Here is a 16,110-nt window from a genome sequence, read left to right as displayed (position 1 = left end):
GGGAGGAGCCGCCGATGAAGACCGTGAAATTCACCGCAATGAAGGATGGCGACCGCGACGATTACGCGTTCCTCACCGAGCACGAGATCGACTATGCGGCGAAGACCGGCGAACGGCTGCTTGACGCGCTTGTCCAACTCGACGAAGGCCTGTCCGGCTACAAGATCACCCGGCTCGGCCATTCGCTGCAGGCGGCGACGCGCGCATGGCGCGACGGCGCCGACACCGACTGGATCGTCTGCGCCCTGCTGCACGACATCGGCGACGTCTACGCACCGTACAATCACGACGAATATGCAGCTTCGGTCCTAAAACCTTTCGTGCGCGAGCAGTGCACCTGGGTTGTGGAAAAGCACGGCGACTTCCAGCGCCTCTATTACGCCCACCATCTCGGCGGCAATCCGCATGCGCGCGACCGTTTCGCCGGCCACCTTTATTTCGACGATTGCGACCAGTTCTGTGAGCGCTGGGACCAGTCGAGCTTCGACCCCGACTACGAGACGTTGCCGATCGACTTCTTCCGGCCCTTCGTGCTCGAGGTGTTTGCGCGCAGGGCCTATGACCCCACCGTGATCCGCACCGGCGAGCGCGTGCCTCTCATCGACCTGGAAAAAGCCAGGACAAGAACCGGAGCCTCCGCATGAGCATCATCACCAAGGCAGCTGTAATCGGCGGCGGCGTCATCGGCGCCGGCTGGGTGGCGCGACTGCTCTTGAACGGCATCGACGTGTCGATTTTCGATCCCGACCCCGAAGCCGCGCGCAAGGTCGGCGAAGTGATGAAAGGCGCGCGCCGCGCCTACAAGCAGATGCTGCCCGACGGCCTGCCAAAAGAAGGCAAATTGACCTTTGCCAAGACCATTGCCGACGCCGTCGCCGATGCCGATTTCATCCAGGAAAGCGTGCCGGAACGGCTCGACCTGAAACACCGCGTGCTGGTCGAGATCGACCTCTATGCGCCGGCCAATGCCATCGTCGGCTCCTCGACCTCCGGCATCAAGCCGACCGACATGCAGGTGGCGATGAAGAAGCATCCGGAACGGCTGGTCGTCGGCCATCCATTCAACCCGGTCTATTTGCTTCCGCTGGTCGAGATCGTCGGCGGCGAGCAGACCTTTCCCGAGGCGATCGAGGTCGCCAAGGAGATGTACGCCTCGATCGGCATGAAACCGGTGGTGATCCGCAAGGAGATCGAGGCGTTCGTCGGCGACCGCCTGCTGGAGGCGGCATGGCGCGAGGCGCTGTGGCTGATCAAGGACGGCATCTGCACGGTCGAGGAACTCGACGACATCATGCGCTATGGCTTCGGCCTGCGCTGGGCGCAGATGGGCATGTTCCAGGTCTACCGCGTCGCCGGCGGCGAGGCCGGCATGCGCCATTTCATGGCGCAGTTCGGGCCGTGCCTGAAATGGCCGTGGACCAAGCTGATGGATGTGCCGGAGTTCAACGACGAACTGGTCGACCTGATCGCCACGCAGTCGGACGATCAGGCGGATGGCCTGTCGATCCGCGAGCTCGAAAAGATCCGCGACGACAATCTGGTCGCCATCATGGATGCGCTGTCGAAGCAGAACAGAGGCAAAGGCTGGGGCGCCGGCGCCTTGCACAAGGACTATACCAAGCAGCTCGCCAAGCTTGCGGCGAAGAAGCCCACCGCCTCCAAGGCGGCCGAGAAGGCCAAGGCCGAAAAGCCGAAGAAAAAGAAGAAAGGCTGAGACCATGGATTTTGGCCTCTCCGAGGAACAGAAACTGATCGTCGAGACGACGCGCGCCTTCGTCGAGAACGAGCTTTACCCGCATGAGCGCGAGGTGGAGCGCACCGGCGTGCTGCGCCGCGAGCTGATCGATGAGATCAAGGCCAAGGCGATCGAAGCCGGGCTCTATGCCGCCAACATGCCTGCGGAGGTCGGTGGCGCCGGCCTCGATACGGTGACCTGGCTGCTTTACGAAAAGGAACTTGGCCGCGCCAATTACGCGCTGCACTGGACCTGCGTGGCGCGGCCTTCCAACATCCTCTTGGCCGGCACGCCGGAGCAGCGCGAAAAGTATCTTTATCCCTGCATTCGCGGCGAGAAATGGGATTGCCTGGCGATGACCGAGCCGGGCGCCGGCTCCGATCTGCGCGGCATGAAGGCGACCGCGGTTCAGGACGGCGACGACTGGGTGCTGAACGGCACCAAACACTTCATCAGCCATGCCGATCTTGCCGATTTCGCCATCGTCTTCATGGCTTCGGGCGAAGAGGAGACGCCGCGTGGAAAACGCAAGAAGATCACCGCCTTCTTCGTCGACAAGGGCACCAAGGGTTTTACGGTGCGTGACGGCTACCGCAACGTCTCGCACCGCGGTTACACCAACGCCATCCTCGAATTCGACGATTGCCGGCTACCCGGAGCCCAGGTTCTGGGCGAGGTCCACAAGGGTTTCGACGTCGCCAATTCGTGGCTTGGCGCAACCCGCCTGCAGGTCGGCGCGACCTGTCTCGGCCGGGCCGAGCGGGCGCTTGGCCATGCGATCGAATACGCCGCGCAGCGCCAGCAGTTCGGCCAGCAGATCGGCAAGTTCCAAGGCGTTTCATTCAAGCTTGCCGATATGGCGACAGAACTGAAAGCGGCCGACCTGATGGTGTTCGAAGCCGGCTGGAAGTACGATCAGGGCACCGTCACCGATCAGGACATGGCCATGGCCAAGCTGAAGGCCACCGAGATGCTTGCCTTCGTCGCCGACGAGGCGATCCAGATCCATGGCGGCATGGGGCTGATGGACGATCTGCCGCTGGAACGCATCTGGCGCGACGCCCGCGTCGAGCGCATCTGGGAAGGCACGTCGGAAATCCAGCGCCACATCATTTCACGGGCGCTGCTGCGCCCGTTCGGGGGCTGATCAATGCACAAACTTGAGCGCCTCTTGCGCCCGCGCACGATTGCCGTGTTCGGCGGCGCACAGGCCGCCGCCGTCGTCGCGCAGTCGATCAAGATGGGCTTTGCCGGCGCGATCTGGCCGGTGCACCCGACCAAGGACGAAGTCGCCGGTCGCAAGGCCTACCGTTCGGTGGCCGACCTGCCCGGCGCCCCGGACGCCGCCTTTGTCGGCGTCAACCGGCATTCGACCATCGAGGTGGTCAAGGCGCTGGCCGAGCGCGGTGCCGGCGGCGCCGTCTGCTTTGCCGCCGGCTTTCTCGAGACCGAGGCTTATGACGAGCATGGCGAGCGATTGCAGGCGGAACTGGTCGCTGCGGCGGGCCAGATGCCGATCATCGGGCCGAACTGCTACGGCCTGATCAATTATGCCGACGGCGCGCTTTTATGGCCCGACCAGCATGGCGGCATCAGGCTGGCCGAGGGCGGCCGCGGCGTCGCCATCATCACCCAGTCGTCGAACATCGCCATCAACATGACGATGCAGAAGCGCGGCCTGCCGATCGCCTTTCTGATGACCGCCGGCAACCAGGCACAGACCGGCCTTTCGGAAATGGCGCTCGGCCTGATCGAGGACGATCGGGTCACTTCGCTCGGCCTGCATATCGAGGCGTTCGATTCGGTAGCCGGCTTCGAAAGGCTGGCCGCGCGGGCGCGAGAGCTGAAGAAACCGATCATCGCCATGAAGGTTGGCCGCTCCGAGCAGGCGCGGCAAGCAACGGTGTCGCATACCGCGTCGCTGGCCGGCTCGGACGCTGCCTCGGGCGCCTTCCTGAAGCGGCTCGGCATCGCCCGCGTCGATTCCATCCCTGCCTTCATCGAGGCGCTCAAGCTGCTGCACGTCACCGGCCCCCTGCCCGGCTACCGGCTGTCGTCGATGAGCTGTTCGGGCGGCGAAGCGTCTGTCATGGCCGACAGCGCCGAAGGCCGCTGGGTCAATTTCCCGGCGCTGACCGACACCCACCGCGCCCACGTCAAATCGACGCTCGGGCCGCTGGTTGCGGTGGCCAACCCGCTCGACTACCACACCTTCATCTGGAACAACGAGCCGGCGATGACCGCCACCTTCACCGCCATGGTGTCGGGCGGCTTCGACCTCAACATGCTGGTGCTCGATTTCCCGCGCCCCGACCGCTGCTCCGACACCGACTGGTGGACGACGCTGCGCGCCTTCGAATCGGCGCTGAAGACCAACAAGGCGCAGGGCGCGATCGTCTCCTCGCTGCCGGAAAACCTGCCCGAGGAATACACCGCCGGGCTGATGGGACGCGGCATGGTGCCGTTGTTCGGCATTTCCGAAGCCATGGACGCCGCCCAGGCGGCCGCCTTCATCGGCTGGGCCTGGCGCGAGCCGCAGGCGCAGCCGATCGACACCTCCGCTTCCGGGGCGCCGGCCGGCGACCATGTCACGCCTGATGAGGCCGAGGCGAAAGCGCGGCTGATCGAGGCCGGGCTCCCCGTGCCGAGCGGTGAACGCGCCGGCAATGCGGTCGAGGCGGTCATCTCCTCGATGGCGCTCGGTTTTCCGGTTGCGCTGAAGGCTTTGGGCGTCACCCACAAATCCGAGCTTGACGCGGTTCGGCTCAACCTCAGGGACGCCGAATCCGTCAGCACGGCCGCCCATGATCTCGATGCGCTCGGCACCGGCCTCTATGTCGAGCGCATGGTGCGCGACGGCGTCGCCGAACTGCTCGTCGGCTTCACCCGTGACCCGATGTTCGGCGCGGTGATGACGCTGGGCACCGGTGGTGTGCTGGTCGAGCTGCTGCGCGACAGCGTCACGCTGATGCTGCCGGCGACCCGCGACGACATCGAGGCGGCATTGCGCCGGCTCAAATTGTTCCCGCTGCTCGAAGGCTATCGCGGCCGGCCCAAGGCCGATCTCGCGGCGGCCATCGAGGCGATATCAGGCATCGCCGCCTTCGTGCAGAAAAATGCCGGCGAGATCGAGGAGCTCGACATCAACCCGCTGATCGTCTGCGCGCAAGGCAAAGGCGCCTGGATCGCCGACGCGCTGCTGGTGCTTGGAGAAAACTAGAATGTCTGACGTCATCACCACCCGCCGCGAGGGCACGATCCTCGAAGTCACGCTCGATCGGCCCAAGGCCAACGCTATCGACCTCAACACCTCGCGGCTGATGGGCGAGACCTTCAAGGCGTTCCGCGACGATCCGGATCTGCGGGTCGCCATCGTCAAGACCGCCGGCGACAAGTTCTTCTGCGCCGGCTGGGACCTGAAAGCCGCGGCCGGCGGCGATGCTGTCGACGGCGACTATGGCGTCGGCGGGTTCGGTGGGCTGCAGGAGCTGCGCGATCTCAACAAGCCGGTCATCGCCTGCGTCAACGGCATGGCGGTCGGCGGCGGCTTCGAGCTGGCGCTGTCCTGCGACCTCATCTACGCGTCGGATCACTCCTCCTTTGCGCTGCCGGAAATTCGCGCCGGCACGCTGGCCGATGCAGCGACGATCAAGCTGCCGAAGCGCATTCCCTATCATGTCGCCATGGACCTTTTGTTCACCGGCCGCTGGATGGATGTCGCCGAAGCGCATCGCTGGGGTCTGGTCAACGAGGTTCTGCCCAAGGAGAAGCTCGAGGATCGCGTGTGGGAGATCGCACGACTGCTCGCCGGGGGTCCGCCGCTGGTCTTTGCCGCGATCAAGGAGACGGCGCGGGTCGCCGAAGCACTCACCTTCCAGGACGCGATGAACCGGGTGACGCGCCGCCAATTGCCGACGGTTGACGCACTGTACGGCTCGGAGGACAATCTCGAGGGTTTTCGCGCCTTTGCCGAAAAGCGCGACCCAGTGTGGAAGGGGAAGTGAAGGTATTGTTGAAATGACGGCACTCCGTCACACCCCCCTCTGGCCTGCCGGCCATCTCCCCCTCAAGGGGGGAGATCGGATGTCGCTTCGATTTTCGCCAATCTCCAACGTTGCAAGATGGGCTGCAAGGCCGAAGCTGCCAATCTCCCCCCTTGAGGGGGAGATGCCAAATTCTGTCAAACAGGGCAGGCCAGAGGGGGGTGTCCAGGCGAATTCGTTGCGATCCGGTCAGCGTCCATGACCGACTACAAAAAACTGATCGACGCCGAGACCTGGGCCTTCATCGAACGGACCAATTCCTACTATCCGCCTGATGCGATCGACTACACGATCGATCAGCAGCGCGACATCTACGACCGCATGTGCCGTGAATTCTCTGCCGGCCACCCAGACAACGTTACGGCGGAGACCACCGCCATTGCCACGCCTTCGCATCCCATCCCGATCCGCATCTACCGCACACCCGCGCCGGAAGCGGCGGCGATGGTGCTTTATTTCCATGGCGGCGGTTATATCCTCGGCGGGCTCGACAGCCATGACGACCTCTGCGCCGAGCTTTGCAGCCGCACCGGCTATGAGCTGGTTTCGGTCGATTACCGGCTGGCGCCGGAACATCTGCATCCGGCCGGCTTCGACGATGCCATCAGCGCCTTCGAATGGGCGGCGACGACCTACAAGCGCCCGATCCTGCTTTGCGGCGACAGCGCCGGCGGCAATCTTGCCGCCGCGGTCAGCCATGCGACGCGCGGCCATGCACGAAGGCCGATCGGCCAGGTGCTGATCTATCCCGGCCTTGGCGGCGACCGCTCGCAAAGCTCTTACGTGACCCATGCCGAGGCGCCGATGCTGACGGTCCGCGACCTCGATTTCTACACGAATATCAGGACCGGCGGCGAAGACCGCACCGGCGATCTCACGCTGTCGCCGCTGGCCGATGCCGATTTTGCCAATCTGCCGCCGACTGTGCTGATCACCGCCCAATGCGACCCGCTGTCGTCAGACGGCGAGGCTTATCGCGACCGCCTCGTCGCGGAGGAGGGTCACGCCTACTGGTTCGAAGAGCCGGGGCTGGTGCATGGCTATCTCAGAGGCCGGCACACGGTCGGTCGTGCGCGGTCGAGCTTTTCCCGGATCATCGACGCGGTGTCGGCTCTGGGACGCGGCGAATGGATCTGGTGAGGGTCCTACCCCACTGCCCGGGACGCCGCCCGGCCGGCGCTGCGGCCTGAAAAAATGCAGCCGCCAAGAAACGTCCCTTCCAGCGCCGCATAGCCATGCATGCCGCCGCCGCCGAAACCGGCGGCTTCGCCAACCGCGTACAATCCTTCGACCGGTTGGCCATCGGTACCCAGGACGCGGCTGTCGAGATCGGTCTGCAAACCGCCCAGCGTCTTGCGGGTCAGGATGTTGAGCCTGACCGCGATCAGCGGCCCATTGGCAGGGTCGAGCATCTTGTGCGGCTTGGCCGTGCGGATCAGCCGGTCGCCGAGATAGGCTCGGGCGCCGCGCAAGGCGGTGATCTGCATATCCTTGGAGAACGGATTGTCGAGCTGCCGGTCACGGGCGCGGATTTCGTGCTCGACCTGCGCCAGTTCGAGCAGCGGCTCGCCGCCGACAAGCGCGTTCATGCGGGCGACCAGCGCCGGCAAATCAGGCTCGACGATGAAATCCTCGCCCTTCTCCATGAACGCCTTTACCGGACCGGGAACGCCCGATGTGGCGCGGCCAAGCACTTGGCGCCAGCTTTTTCCGGTGAGGTCGGGGTTCTGCTCGGAGCCCGACAGGGCGAACTCCTTCTGGATGATCTTTTTGGTCAGGATGAACCAGGAATAATCGAAGCCGGTGCTCATGATGTGGCTGAGCGTGCCCAGCGTGTCGAAGCCGGGATAGAGCGGCACCGGCAGGCGCTTGCCGCGGGCGTCGAGCCACAGCGACGACGGGCCGGGCAGGATGCGGATTGCATGGTCGGTCCAGAGCGGCGCCCAGTTCCTGATGCCTTCGACATAGTGCCACATGCGGTCGCGGTTGATGATGCTGCCGCCGGCCTGTTCGGTGATCGCCAGCATGCGGCCGTCGACATGGTCGGGAACGCCAGAGATCATGCACTTGGGCGGCGTGCCGAGCCGCTGCGGCCAGTTTTTGCGGACAAGCTCGGGATTGCCGCCGATGCCGCCGGAGGCGACGATGACCGCTTGCGCCTTGAGCTCGAAATCGCCGGCGATATCGCGCGAACTCCTGCGGCCGCGCTCGACATCGCTCGGCTCAAGCATGTCGCCGCGCACGCCATTCACGGCGGCGCCTGTCTGCGTCAGTTCGTTGACCCGGTGGCGGAATTTGAATCGGATCAGCCCGCTATTCTCGGCCTCGCGCACGCGCCGTACGAACGGGTCGAGCACGCCCGGCCCGGTGCCCCAGGTGACGTGAAAGCGCGGCACCGAATTGCCGTGGCCGACGGCGTTGCCGCCGCCGCGCTCGGCCCAGCCGACGATTGGGAAGAACTTCATGCCGCGCTGCGTCAGCCAGGAGCGCTTCTCGCCGGCGGCGAAGCCGACATAGGCCTCGGCCCAGCGGCGCGGCCAAAAATCTTCCGCACGGTCGAAGGCGGCGGCGCCAAGCCAGTCCTCGAGCGCCAGATCATGCGAATCGCGGATGCGCATGCGCCGCTGCTCGGGCGAATCGACGAGGAAGATGCCGCCAAGCGACCAGAACGCCTGGCCCCCGAGCGACTGTTCAGGCTCCTGGTCGACAACGATGGTCTTCTTGCCGGCCTCGGCCAGCTCGGCCGCCGCGACGAGCCCGGCAAGGCCGGCGCCGACAATGATCACATCCGCATCGTCAGTCACTTTCTCCCCCCGGCTCTCCTCCCCGGCTGACGATTGTCAGACCGTCTCCCAGCCTTCCTTCTCGCCGGCGCGGAAGATGGCGTCGATGACCTTCTGGTTGAGCACGGACTCTTCCAGCGTGAAGACGCGGTCGGTGCCGCCCTGTGCCGCCCGCGCGAAGGCCTCGACCTCCAGCCGGTATTGCTGCATGCCGGGGAAGCGGAACACTTGCGCCTCGCTGTGGTTCTGGTTGTGCAGCTCGATGCGATGGTGGTCGTAGATGCCGGCGTTGAACGGCGAAAGCACCTCGATGAAGCCCTTCTCGCCGTGGAACACCATCACCTGCCGCGCCGCCATCTGCGTCGACAGATAGAACGACAATTCGAAGTCGCCGAAATCGGCGCGGATCGAGGAGTAGATGTCGGTGCCGAATGTCTTGTCGCGCTCGATCGTCGCCTGGACGCGCAGCGGCTCCTTGCCCGTCGAAAAGCGCGTCGACACCGTCGGGTAGACGCCGATGTCGGGCAACGCGCCGCCACCGAGGTCGAGCTGGTTGCGCATGTTCTTGGGATCGACATTGTAGTAGGAGAACGCGCCCTGGACATGGCGCAGCCGGCCGATGGCGCCGTTGGCGATCAGCTCGCGCACCTTGACCCATTGCGGGTGGTAGACGACCATGAAGGCTTCGCAGACCAGCACGTTTTTGGCGTCGCGCAGCTTGATCAGCGGCGGAATGTCCCTGGCGTCGAGCGCCAGCGGCTTTTCGACCAGAACATGCTTGCCGGCCTCGATCGCCTTGGCGGTCCATTCGACATGCTGGGCGGTCGGCAGCGGGATGTAGACGCCGTCGACATCCCTGGATGCGAGCAGCTCGTCATAGGAGCCGAAGGCATGGGGGGCGCCGAACCGATCGGCCAGGGCACGGGCTTTCGACAGGTCGCGGCTGGCGATCGCCGACAGCACGCCGTTCTCCGCCTCGACCATTGCAGGCAAAAGATGCTCGCGGCCGATCTTGGCCGTCGACAAAACACCCCATCGGAACATCAGGCTTCTCCCTCTTCAAATTGCAGGCGTGGAGGTTTGCCTGAAATCGGCAAAAAAGCCAATGCGAAGCATGGCAGCGAGCAAGCCGATCGTCTGCGGCTTGTTCGGATGCCGGCGCTGCCCTCCGCAGAGCTTGGGTTCCTCGTCTCCGCAAAAGGGGAGGAAACCAGGTCCTGCAAAGGCTATCCCCTTCTACCTGTATGTGTCATGTCGAAGCCGACGACGCTCCTACAAGCCGGCTTTCTATCTTGAAGAAATCGACAAAGGCTCGCAGCGCCGGCCGCATCTGGCGGCGGCTCGGGTAGTAGGCGAAGAAACCGTCGAAGGGCGGGCACCAGTCTTCCAGCACGCGAATGAGCCGGCCGGTGGCCAACGCCTCGCGGACATAGTCCTCGAACAGGAAGGCAAGCCCAGCGCCGTCGGCCGCCGCATTGGCGATCAGATGGTCCTCGTCGAGGATCAGCGGCCCTTGCACCGCCAGTTCGATCTCCTCGCCGTCCTTCTCGAATTCCCAGCGGTAGAGGATGCCGCTGGAGAAACGGAAGCGGATGCAACGGTGACCGACGAGATCGTGTGGATGGCGCGGCCTGGGCATGGTCGCGAAATAGGATGGCGCGCCGACGACGGCGCCGCGAAGGTTTGGACCGATGCGCACAGCGATCATGTCGCGTTGCAGGCTCTCGCCGAGCCGGACGCCGGCGTCGAAGCCGCCTTCGACCACATCGGTGAAGCGGTCTTCGATGACGATCTCCAGCACGATGTCGGGATAGGCCGATGCAAAGGCACCGAGCCGCGGCGTCAGCGCCAGGTGGGCGGCGGTGCGCGGCACGGTCAGCCGGAGATTGCCAGCCGGCCGGTCGCGCGCCTCGACCGCCGATTCCAGCGCCAGATCGATTTCCGACAGCGCCGGCCTCAGCCGCTCGAGCAGCTGCGCGCCTTCCTCGGTCGGGGCGACGCTGCGCGTGCTGCGCGCCAGGAGCCGCACGCCAAGACGCGCCTCCAGGCTGGAAACCGCATGGCTGACTGCGGAGGGCGCTATGCCAAGCTCCTTGGCCGCACCGCGAAAGCTGCCGCACTGGGCGACGGTTGCCAGCACCGCAAGTTGGGAGAGATGCGTTCGGTTCATTGATCTATCTTTTAGAACAGCCCGTGCGAGTAAGAGCCGATTATAGAACGCGGTGCAAGGCGCTATCTCTGTCGCATCACAACAAGGAGACGCGTGATGCAAACCCGCAAGCTTGGAAATGAACTTGACGTCTATCCGGTCGGCCTCGGCTGCATGGGGATGAGCTTCGGCTATGGCGGCCAGCCGGAGGTGGACGCGATCGCCACACTTCGCCGCGCCGTCGATATCGGCGTCAATTTCTTCGACACGGCCGAGGTCTATGGCCCGTACGAGAATGAGATCCTGCTCGGCAAGGCGCTGAAGCCGGTACGTGACCAAGTGACGATCGCGACGAAATTCGGTTTCAAAATCCTTGAAGAAGGCAACGGCGTCGAGCGCATGGCGGGTGTCGACAGCCGCCCCGAACACGTCAAGGCGGTGGCCGAAGCGTCATTGAAGCGGCTGGGCACCGAGGTGATCGACCTGTACTACCAGCATCGCGTCGATCCCAATGTGCCGATCGAGGATACGGTCGGCGCCATGGCCGAGCTGGTGCGCGAGGGCAAGGTGCGCGCGCTCGGCCTGTCGGAGGCGAGCGCGGTGACCATTCGCCGGGCGCATGCGGTGCATCCGATATCAGCCGTGCAGAGCGAATATTCGCTGTGGAGCCGCGATCCGGAGGAAGAGGTGTTCGCCGTCTGCCGCGAACTCGGCATCGGCTTTGTCCCCTACAGCCCGCTCGGCCGCGGCCTGCTGACCGGAACGATCGCCAAGCCAGAGGTGCTCGGTGCCGATGACTGGCGGCGTGGACTACCGCGCTTCCAGGCCGACGCCATGGCCGCCAATGCGGCCGTTGTCGCCACGCTGGAGACAATGGCGGCGGACAAGGGCGTGACGCCGGCGCAGCTGGCGCTCGCCTGGGTGCTGCATCAGGGCGATTTCATCGTGCCGATCCCCGGTGCGCGAAAAATCCGCCATCTCGAGCAGAATGCGGCAGCAGCACAGATTGCGCTGAGCCAGGCGGAGGTGGCGGCCATTGGCGACGCCCTGTCGCCGGAGAAGGTCGTCGGCAAGCGCTACACCGAAGAAATGCTGGCGCTGGTCAATGGATGAACGGTGATCTACGGAGTAATCGAAACGGGGCGTTTCGATGCGCCTTTTTCGAGCCCCGCGCAACAATTGCGAGACGTGGGCGCGAGACACCCCCCTCTGTCCTGCCGGACATCTCCCCCTCAAGTGGGGAGATTGGATCTCTCCCACTTTCGCCAACTGCCAACGCCGTAAGATGGCGGGACGGCGAAACAGCCATTCTCACCCCTATCGGAGGAGATGTCCGACAGGACAGAGAGGGCGCTGTCCCGCCAACTTCTGCGGAGAATACTCGGCTCACCACGGCACGACAGTGATCGCCATGTGCTCGCAGCGTCAGGCTCTGAGCACGCCACCGGTCTGCTTTTGCACATTCTCGACGATGCGCTTGGCCAGCGCCTCGAAATCCTCGTCGGTCAGCGTCCTTTCGACCGGCTGGATCGACACTTCAATGGCGATCGATTTCTTGGCTGCGCCGAGTGACGCCCCTTCGAAAACATCGAAGACCGAGACGTTGGTGATCAGCTTCCTGTCGGCGGCAAGGGCTGCGCGGGTCAGCGTGCCGGCTTCGACCGCCTTGTCGACAACGAAGGCGAAATCGCGCTTGACCGCCTGGAAGGCGGACAGTTCCAGTCTCGGTTTTGTCCGCGTCGGCTTGGCCTTCGGCTCGGGCACGGCATCGATGAAAACCTCGAAGCCGCAGAGCGGCCCGGAGACGTCGAGTTCCTCCAGCGTCTTCGGGTGGAACTCGCCGAACGTGCCCAAAATGACCTTGGGCCCGAGCTTGATCGTGCCGGAGCGGCCGGGATGATACCAGGCCGGGCCGCCGGCCTCGATCTGCAGCCGCTCGACCGGCGCACCGCAGGCTTCAAGTGCTGCGATCGCGTCGGCCTTGGCGTCGAACACGCCGACCGGATCGGCATTGCCGGCCCAGTGGCGGCTGGAGCCTTCGAGCTTGGCCGTGCCGCGCCGCACGCCGGCGGCGACGCGCCGCTGCTGGTCGGCCGCGTCACCCTCGTAGGTGCCGGACACTTCGAACAGCGCTACATCGCCGATGCCCTTGTCGGCATTGCGCTGCGCGGCGGCGATCAGGCCCGGCAGCAGCGACGGCCGCATGTCGGACATGTCGGCAGCGATCGGATTGGCGAGCCTGAGTGCGGTCTGGCCGCCGCCGAACAGTTCGGCATGTTTTGCCGGAATGAACGACCAGGTGACCGCCTCCATCATGCCGCGCACCGCCAGCGCCCGCTTGGCGGCGCGGGTGCGGACCTGCAGGACAGTCAGGATCTTGGCGTTGACGGCATCGTGCGCGCCGAGCGGCTGCGGCGCGATGTTGTCGACGCCATGGATGCGCATGACCTCCTCGACCAGATCGGCCTTGCCGTCGACATCCGGCCGCCAGGACGGCACCGCCACATCGACGACATCGCCCGCGCCTTCCGGCTTGAAGCCGAGGCGCGAAAGAATGGCGAGGCTCTCCTCCATGGGCACCTCTGTGCCGGTCAGCCGCCTCACTTCCGACAGCGGGAAGGAAACGATCTTCGGCGCGTGACCGGCATAGCCGACGACTTCGGTTTCGGTCGGCGTGCCGCCGCAGAAGTCCAGCACCAGCTTGGTCGCCAACTCCACGCCGGGCACCATGAATTCCGGGTCGACGCCGCGCTCGAAGCGGTAGCGCGCATCGCTGATGATGCCGAGCGTGCGGCCGGTGCGGGCCGTGGTGATCGGATCCCACAGCGCCGATTCGATCAGCACGTCGGTGGTGTTCTCGTCGCAGCCGGAATGTTCGCCGCCCATGATGCCGGCGATCGATTCGACGCCGTCCTGGTCTGCTATCACGCACATGTCAGGCGTCAGCGTGTATTCGCGGCCGTCAAGCGCCAGCACCTTTTCACCGTCACGCGCCCGGCGCACGGTAAGGTTGCCGGCGACCTTGTTCGCGTCGAACACATGCAGCGGCCGGCCGCGATCGAAGGTGACGAAATTGGTGATATCGACCAGCGCGCTGATCGGCCGAAGCCCAATGGCGATCAGCCGCTGCTGCAGCCATTTCGGCGACGGTCCGTTGTTCACGCCTTTCACCAATCTCAGGGCGAAGCCGGGGCAGAGCTCCGGGGCTTCGATCGTCACCTTCACCGGGCACATGCCGCTGCCGGCATGCGGCATGATCGCGCCGCCGACGAGGCGGCCGAGCCCGCTCGCCGCCAGATCGCGGGCAATGCCGTAGACGCTGGTCGCGTCCGGACGGTTCGGCGTCAAATTGATCTCTATGACCGGATCGTCGAGATGGGCATAGGCGGCGAAGCTGGTGCCGACCGGCGCATCGGCCGGCAGATCGATGATGCCGTCATGCTCTTCGGAAAGCTCGAGCTCGCGCTCGGAGCACATCATGCCGTGGCTTTCGACACCCCTGATCTTGCCCACCGTCAGCGTCACGTCGATGCCCGGAACATAGGTGCCGGGCGCTGCAAAGGCGCCGATCAGGCCCGCGCGGGCGTTCGGCGCTCCGCACACAACCTGCACGGGTGCCTTGCCGTCGCCGGTATCGACCGTCAGCACGCGCAACCGATCGGCATCGGGGTGCTGCACCGCCGCCAGCACCTTGGCGATGACGAAGGGTTTTAGGCTCGATCTGTCGTCGACATGCTCGACTTCGAGGCCGATCGAGGTCAGCCGCTCGACGATCTCGTTGAGCGAGGCGTCGGTCTCGAGGTGGTCCTTGAGCCAGGAGAGGGTGAATTTCATGACTGTGTTCCGTCTGGTCTGGGCACGCTGGTCTTCAGATGTCTCGGCAAGTCATCCGGCATGTGCACGAAGGGAAGCTGCTCGCGCACATGGGCGTGGTGCGTCGGCTTGAAATAGGCCGGCATGTCCATGGCGCCGAGCATGAAGTAGATGTGGTCGGCCAGCCGCTCATCGACATAGGCGATCGGCGAGCCGCAGATGCCGCAAAAGGAGCGCGTCACCGGCCCGTTCTCGAACATCTTCAGCGCCTTACCCGTGAAGGCGACCTGCTCGGTGATGAAGCCGACGAAGGCCGATACCGGCGCGCCGCTGGCCCGCCGGCAATCGCCGCAATGGCAATAGCTGACATGGTGCGGTTCGGCCGAAGCCTCGAACCGCACGGCGCCGCAGCGGCAGCCGCCGGTGTGGGCCGCTGTCATGTGCTCAAGCCTGCGAACAGCGTCGGCATGTCGAGCGGCCGGAAGCCGTAATGCGACAGCCAGCGCACATCGGCGTCGAAGAAGGCGCGCAGGTCCGGCATGCCGTATTTCAGCATGGCGATGCGATCGATGCCCATGCCCCAGGCAAAGCCCTGATATTCGTCGGGATCGAGCCCGCCATATCTCAGCACATTGGGGTGGACCATGCCGCAGCCGAGGATCTCCATCCAGTCGGAGCCTTCGCCAAAGCGCACCTCGCCCGGCCGCGAACGGTCGCACTGGATGTCGACCTCCATGCTGGGTTCGGTGAACGGGAAGAAGCTCGGCCGGAAGCGCATCTTGACCTGGCGTACCTCGAAGAAGGCCTTGCAGAACTCCTCCAGCACCCATTTCATGTTGGCGACGTTGGCTGATCTGTCGATCACCAGCCCTTCGACCTGATGGAACATCGGCGAGTGCGTGGCATCGGAATCCTGGCGGTAGGTTTTTCCGGGAATGACGATGCGGATCGGCGGCTTCTGCATCTCCATGGTGCGGATCTGCACCGGCGAGGTGTGGGTGCGCAAAAGCTTGCGCTCGCCCTTCTCGTCCGGCTGGAAAAAGAAGGTGTCATGCATCTCGCGCGCCGGGTGGCCTTCCGGGAAGTTCAGCGCAGTGAAATTGTAGTAATCGGTCTCGATATCGGGACCTTCGGCGATGGCAAAGCCGAGGTCGCCGAAGATCGCGGCAATCTCGTCGCTGACCTGGCTGATCGGATGGATGCGGCCGCGCTCGGCCGGCGATTGCCGCACCGGCAGTGTGACGTCGACCTTTTCCGCCGCGAGCCGTGCCGCGATCGCTGCGTCCTTGAGTTCGGCGCGGCGCGCGGTAAGCGCCTCGGTGATGCGGTTCTTGAGACCGTTGATCGCCGGGCCTTTTATCTGGCGCTCTTCTGCGCTCATCGAGCCGAGCGTCTTCAGCATTTCGGAGACCGAGCCCTTCTTGCCGAGCGCTGAAATACGCACGGCTTCGATCGCCTGCTCGTCGGCGGCCGACGCAATGTCGCTCATCAGGGAATTTTCGAGAGTTTCCATGTCACTCATGTTTCAGACTCGATTGAAGGCAAAGAAAAACCCGCGCCAGCCCTGCCAGCGCGGGTTTCCCAAAT

The 16,110-nt window shown here is 64.7% G+C and carries 13 protein-coding genes; 7 read left to right on the top strand and 6 right to left on the bottom strand.

Annotated features, from left to right (window positions below):
• Positions 1-14 precede the first annotated feature (14 nt).
• The 6 genes from AC0L2Z_RS05065 (at position 15) to AC0L2Z_RS05040 (ending at position 6,918) form a co-directional block, all read left to right on the top strand.
• Positions 15-644 carry an HD domain-containing protein gene (locus tag AC0L2Z_RS05065; RefSeq protein WP_287258174.1) on the top strand — a complete coding sequence of 210 codons (630 nt, stop codon included), beginning with the start codon at positions 15-17 and terminating at the stop codon, positions 642-644.
• A complete protein-coding gene (locus tag AC0L2Z_RS05060) occupies positions 641-1,714 on the top strand; it encodes a 3-hydroxyacyl-CoA dehydrogenase NAD-binding domain-containing protein (protein WP_128170376.1) in 1,074 nt (357 codons plus the stop codon). Before AC0L2Z_RS05065 ends, AC0L2Z_RS05060 begins: the two co-directional genes overlap by 4 nt.
• 4 nt (positions 1,715-1,718) lie before the next feature.
• Complete coding sequence (locus AC0L2Z_RS05055; protein WP_128170375.1) at positions 1,719-2,882, top strand: acyl-CoA dehydrogenase family protein; 1,164 nt, start codon at positions 1,719-1,721, stop codon at positions 2,880-2,882.
• A 3-nt stretch (positions 2,883-2,885) separates the two neighbouring features.
• Complete coding sequence (locus AC0L2Z_RS05050; RefSeq protein WP_128170374.1) at positions 2,886-4,955, top strand: acetate--CoA ligase family protein; 2,070 nt, start codon at positions 2,886-2,888, stop codon at positions 4,953-4,955.
• A gap of 1 nt (position 4,956) precedes the next feature.
• Positions 4,957-5,739 (top strand): carnitinyl-CoA dehydratase, encoded by a 783-nt coding sequence (locus tag AC0L2Z_RS05045; protein ID WP_091592612.1) that lies wholly within the window; start codon positions 4,957-4,959, stop codon positions 5,737-5,739.
• A gap of 237 nt (positions 5,740-5,976) precedes the next feature.
• Positions 5,977-6,918 (top strand): alpha/beta hydrolase, encoded by a 942-nt coding sequence (locus AC0L2Z_RS05040; RefSeq protein ID WP_128170373.1) that lies wholly within the window; start codon positions 5,977-5,979, stop codon positions 6,916-6,918.
• A 5-nt stretch (positions 6,919-6,923) separates the two neighbouring features.
• On the opposite strand, the gene AC0L2Z_RS05035 is transcribed toward AC0L2Z_RS05040, so the two are convergent.
• The 3 genes from AC0L2Z_RS05035 to AC0L2Z_RS05025 form a co-directional block, all read right to left on the bottom strand.
• Positions 6,924-8,582, bottom strand: coding sequence for an FAD-binding dehydrogenase (locus AC0L2Z_RS05035; protein WP_473626921.1), 1,659 nt, complete (start codon positions 8,580-8,582; stop codon positions 6,924-6,926).
• Positions 8,583-8,618: 36 nt separating this feature from the next.
• Positions 8,619-9,605, bottom strand: a complete 987-nt coding sequence (locus AC0L2Z_RS05030; RefSeq protein ID WP_091592606.1) for a Gfo/Idh/MocA family protein — start codon at positions 9,603-9,605, stop codon at positions 8,619-8,621.
• Between the two features lie 205 nt (positions 9,606-9,810).
• A complete protein-coding gene (locus AC0L2Z_RS05025) occupies positions 9,811-10,731 on the bottom strand; it encodes a LysR family transcriptional regulator (RefSeq protein ID WP_023796877.1) in 921 nt (306 codons plus the stop codon).
• 96 nt (positions 10,732-10,827) lie between these two features.
• Between AC0L2Z_RS05025 and AC0L2Z_RS05020 the strand changes: the two genes are divergently transcribed.
• Complete coding sequence (locus AC0L2Z_RS05020) at positions 10,828-11,823, top strand: aldo/keto reductase (protein WP_128170371.1); 996 nt, start codon at positions 10,828-10,830, stop codon at positions 11,821-11,823.
• 312 nt (positions 11,824-12,135) lie between these two features.
• On the opposite strand, the gene pheT is transcribed toward AC0L2Z_RS05020, so the two are convergent.
• Genes pheT through pheS form a run of 3 tightly spaced genes read right to left on the bottom strand, consistent with a single transcriptional unit; the run spans position 12,136 to position 16,045 of the window.
• On the bottom strand, positions 12,136-14,544 hold the full coding sequence (pheT, locus tag AC0L2Z_RS05015; RefSeq protein ID WP_128170370.1) for a phenylalanine--tRNA ligase subunit beta: 2,409 nt from the start codon (positions 14,542-14,544) through the stop codon (positions 12,136-12,138).
• Complete coding sequence (locus tag AC0L2Z_RS05010; protein WP_027152017.1) at positions 14,541-14,963, bottom strand: GFA family protein; 423 nt, start codon at positions 14,961-14,963, stop codon at positions 14,541-14,543. The genes pheT and AC0L2Z_RS05010 overlap by 4 nt, the downstream gene beginning before the upstream one ends.
• The gene (gene pheS / locus AC0L2Z_RS05005; protein WP_023796881.1) at positions 14,960-16,045 is read right to left on the bottom strand and encodes a phenylalanine--tRNA ligase subunit alpha; all 1,086 of its coding nucleotides are present in this window, start codon (positions 16,043-16,045) and stop codon (positions 14,960-14,962) included. Before pheS ends, AC0L2Z_RS05010 begins: the two co-directional genes overlap by 4 nt.
• Positions 16,046-16,110 lie beyond the last annotated feature (65 nt).

The organism is Mesorhizobium sp. WSM4850, from assembly GCF_055811735.1.
This window is presented reverse-complemented; position numbering and strand designations above follow the sequence as displayed.

Coding starts and splice junctions, on each gene's coding strand:
- AC0L2Z_RS05020 (WP_128170371.1), top strand. CDS start 10,828: ATGCAAACCCGCAAGCTTGGAAATGAACTTGACGTCTATCCGGTCGGC.
- pheS (WP_023796881.1), bottom strand. CDS start 16,045: ATGAGTGACATGGAAACTCTCGAAAATTCCCTGATGAGCGACATTGCG.
- AC0L2Z_RS05060 (WP_128170376.1), top strand. CDS start 641: ATGAGCATCATCACCAAGGCAGCTGTAATCGGCGGCGGCGTCATCGGC.
- AC0L2Z_RS05050 (WP_128170374.1), top strand. CDS start 2,886: ATGCACAAACTTGAGCGCCTCTTGCGCCCGCGCACGATTGCCGTGTTC.
- AC0L2Z_RS05040 (WP_128170373.1), top strand. CDS start 5,977: ATGACCGACTACAAAAAACTGATCGACGCCGAGACCTGGGCCTTCATC.
- AC0L2Z_RS05065 (WP_287258174.1), top strand. CDS start 15: ATGAAGACCGTGAAATTCACCGCAATGAAGGATGGCGACCGCGACGAT.
- pheT (WP_128170370.1), bottom strand. CDS start 14,544: ATGAAATTCACCCTCTCCTGGCTCAAGGACCACCTCGAGACCGACGCC.
- AC0L2Z_RS05030 (WP_091592606.1), bottom strand. CDS start 9,605: ATGTTCCGATGGGGTGTTTTGTCGACGGCCAAGATCGGCCGCGAGCAT.
- AC0L2Z_RS05045 (WP_091592612.1), top strand. CDS start 4,957: ATGTCTGACGTCATCACCACCCGCCGCGAGGGCACGATCCTCGAAGTC.
- AC0L2Z_RS05055 (WP_128170375.1), top strand. CDS start 1,719: ATGGATTTTGGCCTCTCCGAGGAACAGAAACTGATCGTCGAGACGACG.
- AC0L2Z_RS05025 (WP_023796877.1), bottom strand. CDS start 10,731: ATGAACCGAACGCATCTCTCCCAACTTGCGGTGCTGGCAACCGTCGCC.
- AC0L2Z_RS05010 (WP_027152017.1), bottom strand. CDS start 14,963: ATGACAGCGGCCCACACCGGCGGCTGCCGCTGCGGCGCCGTGCGGTTC.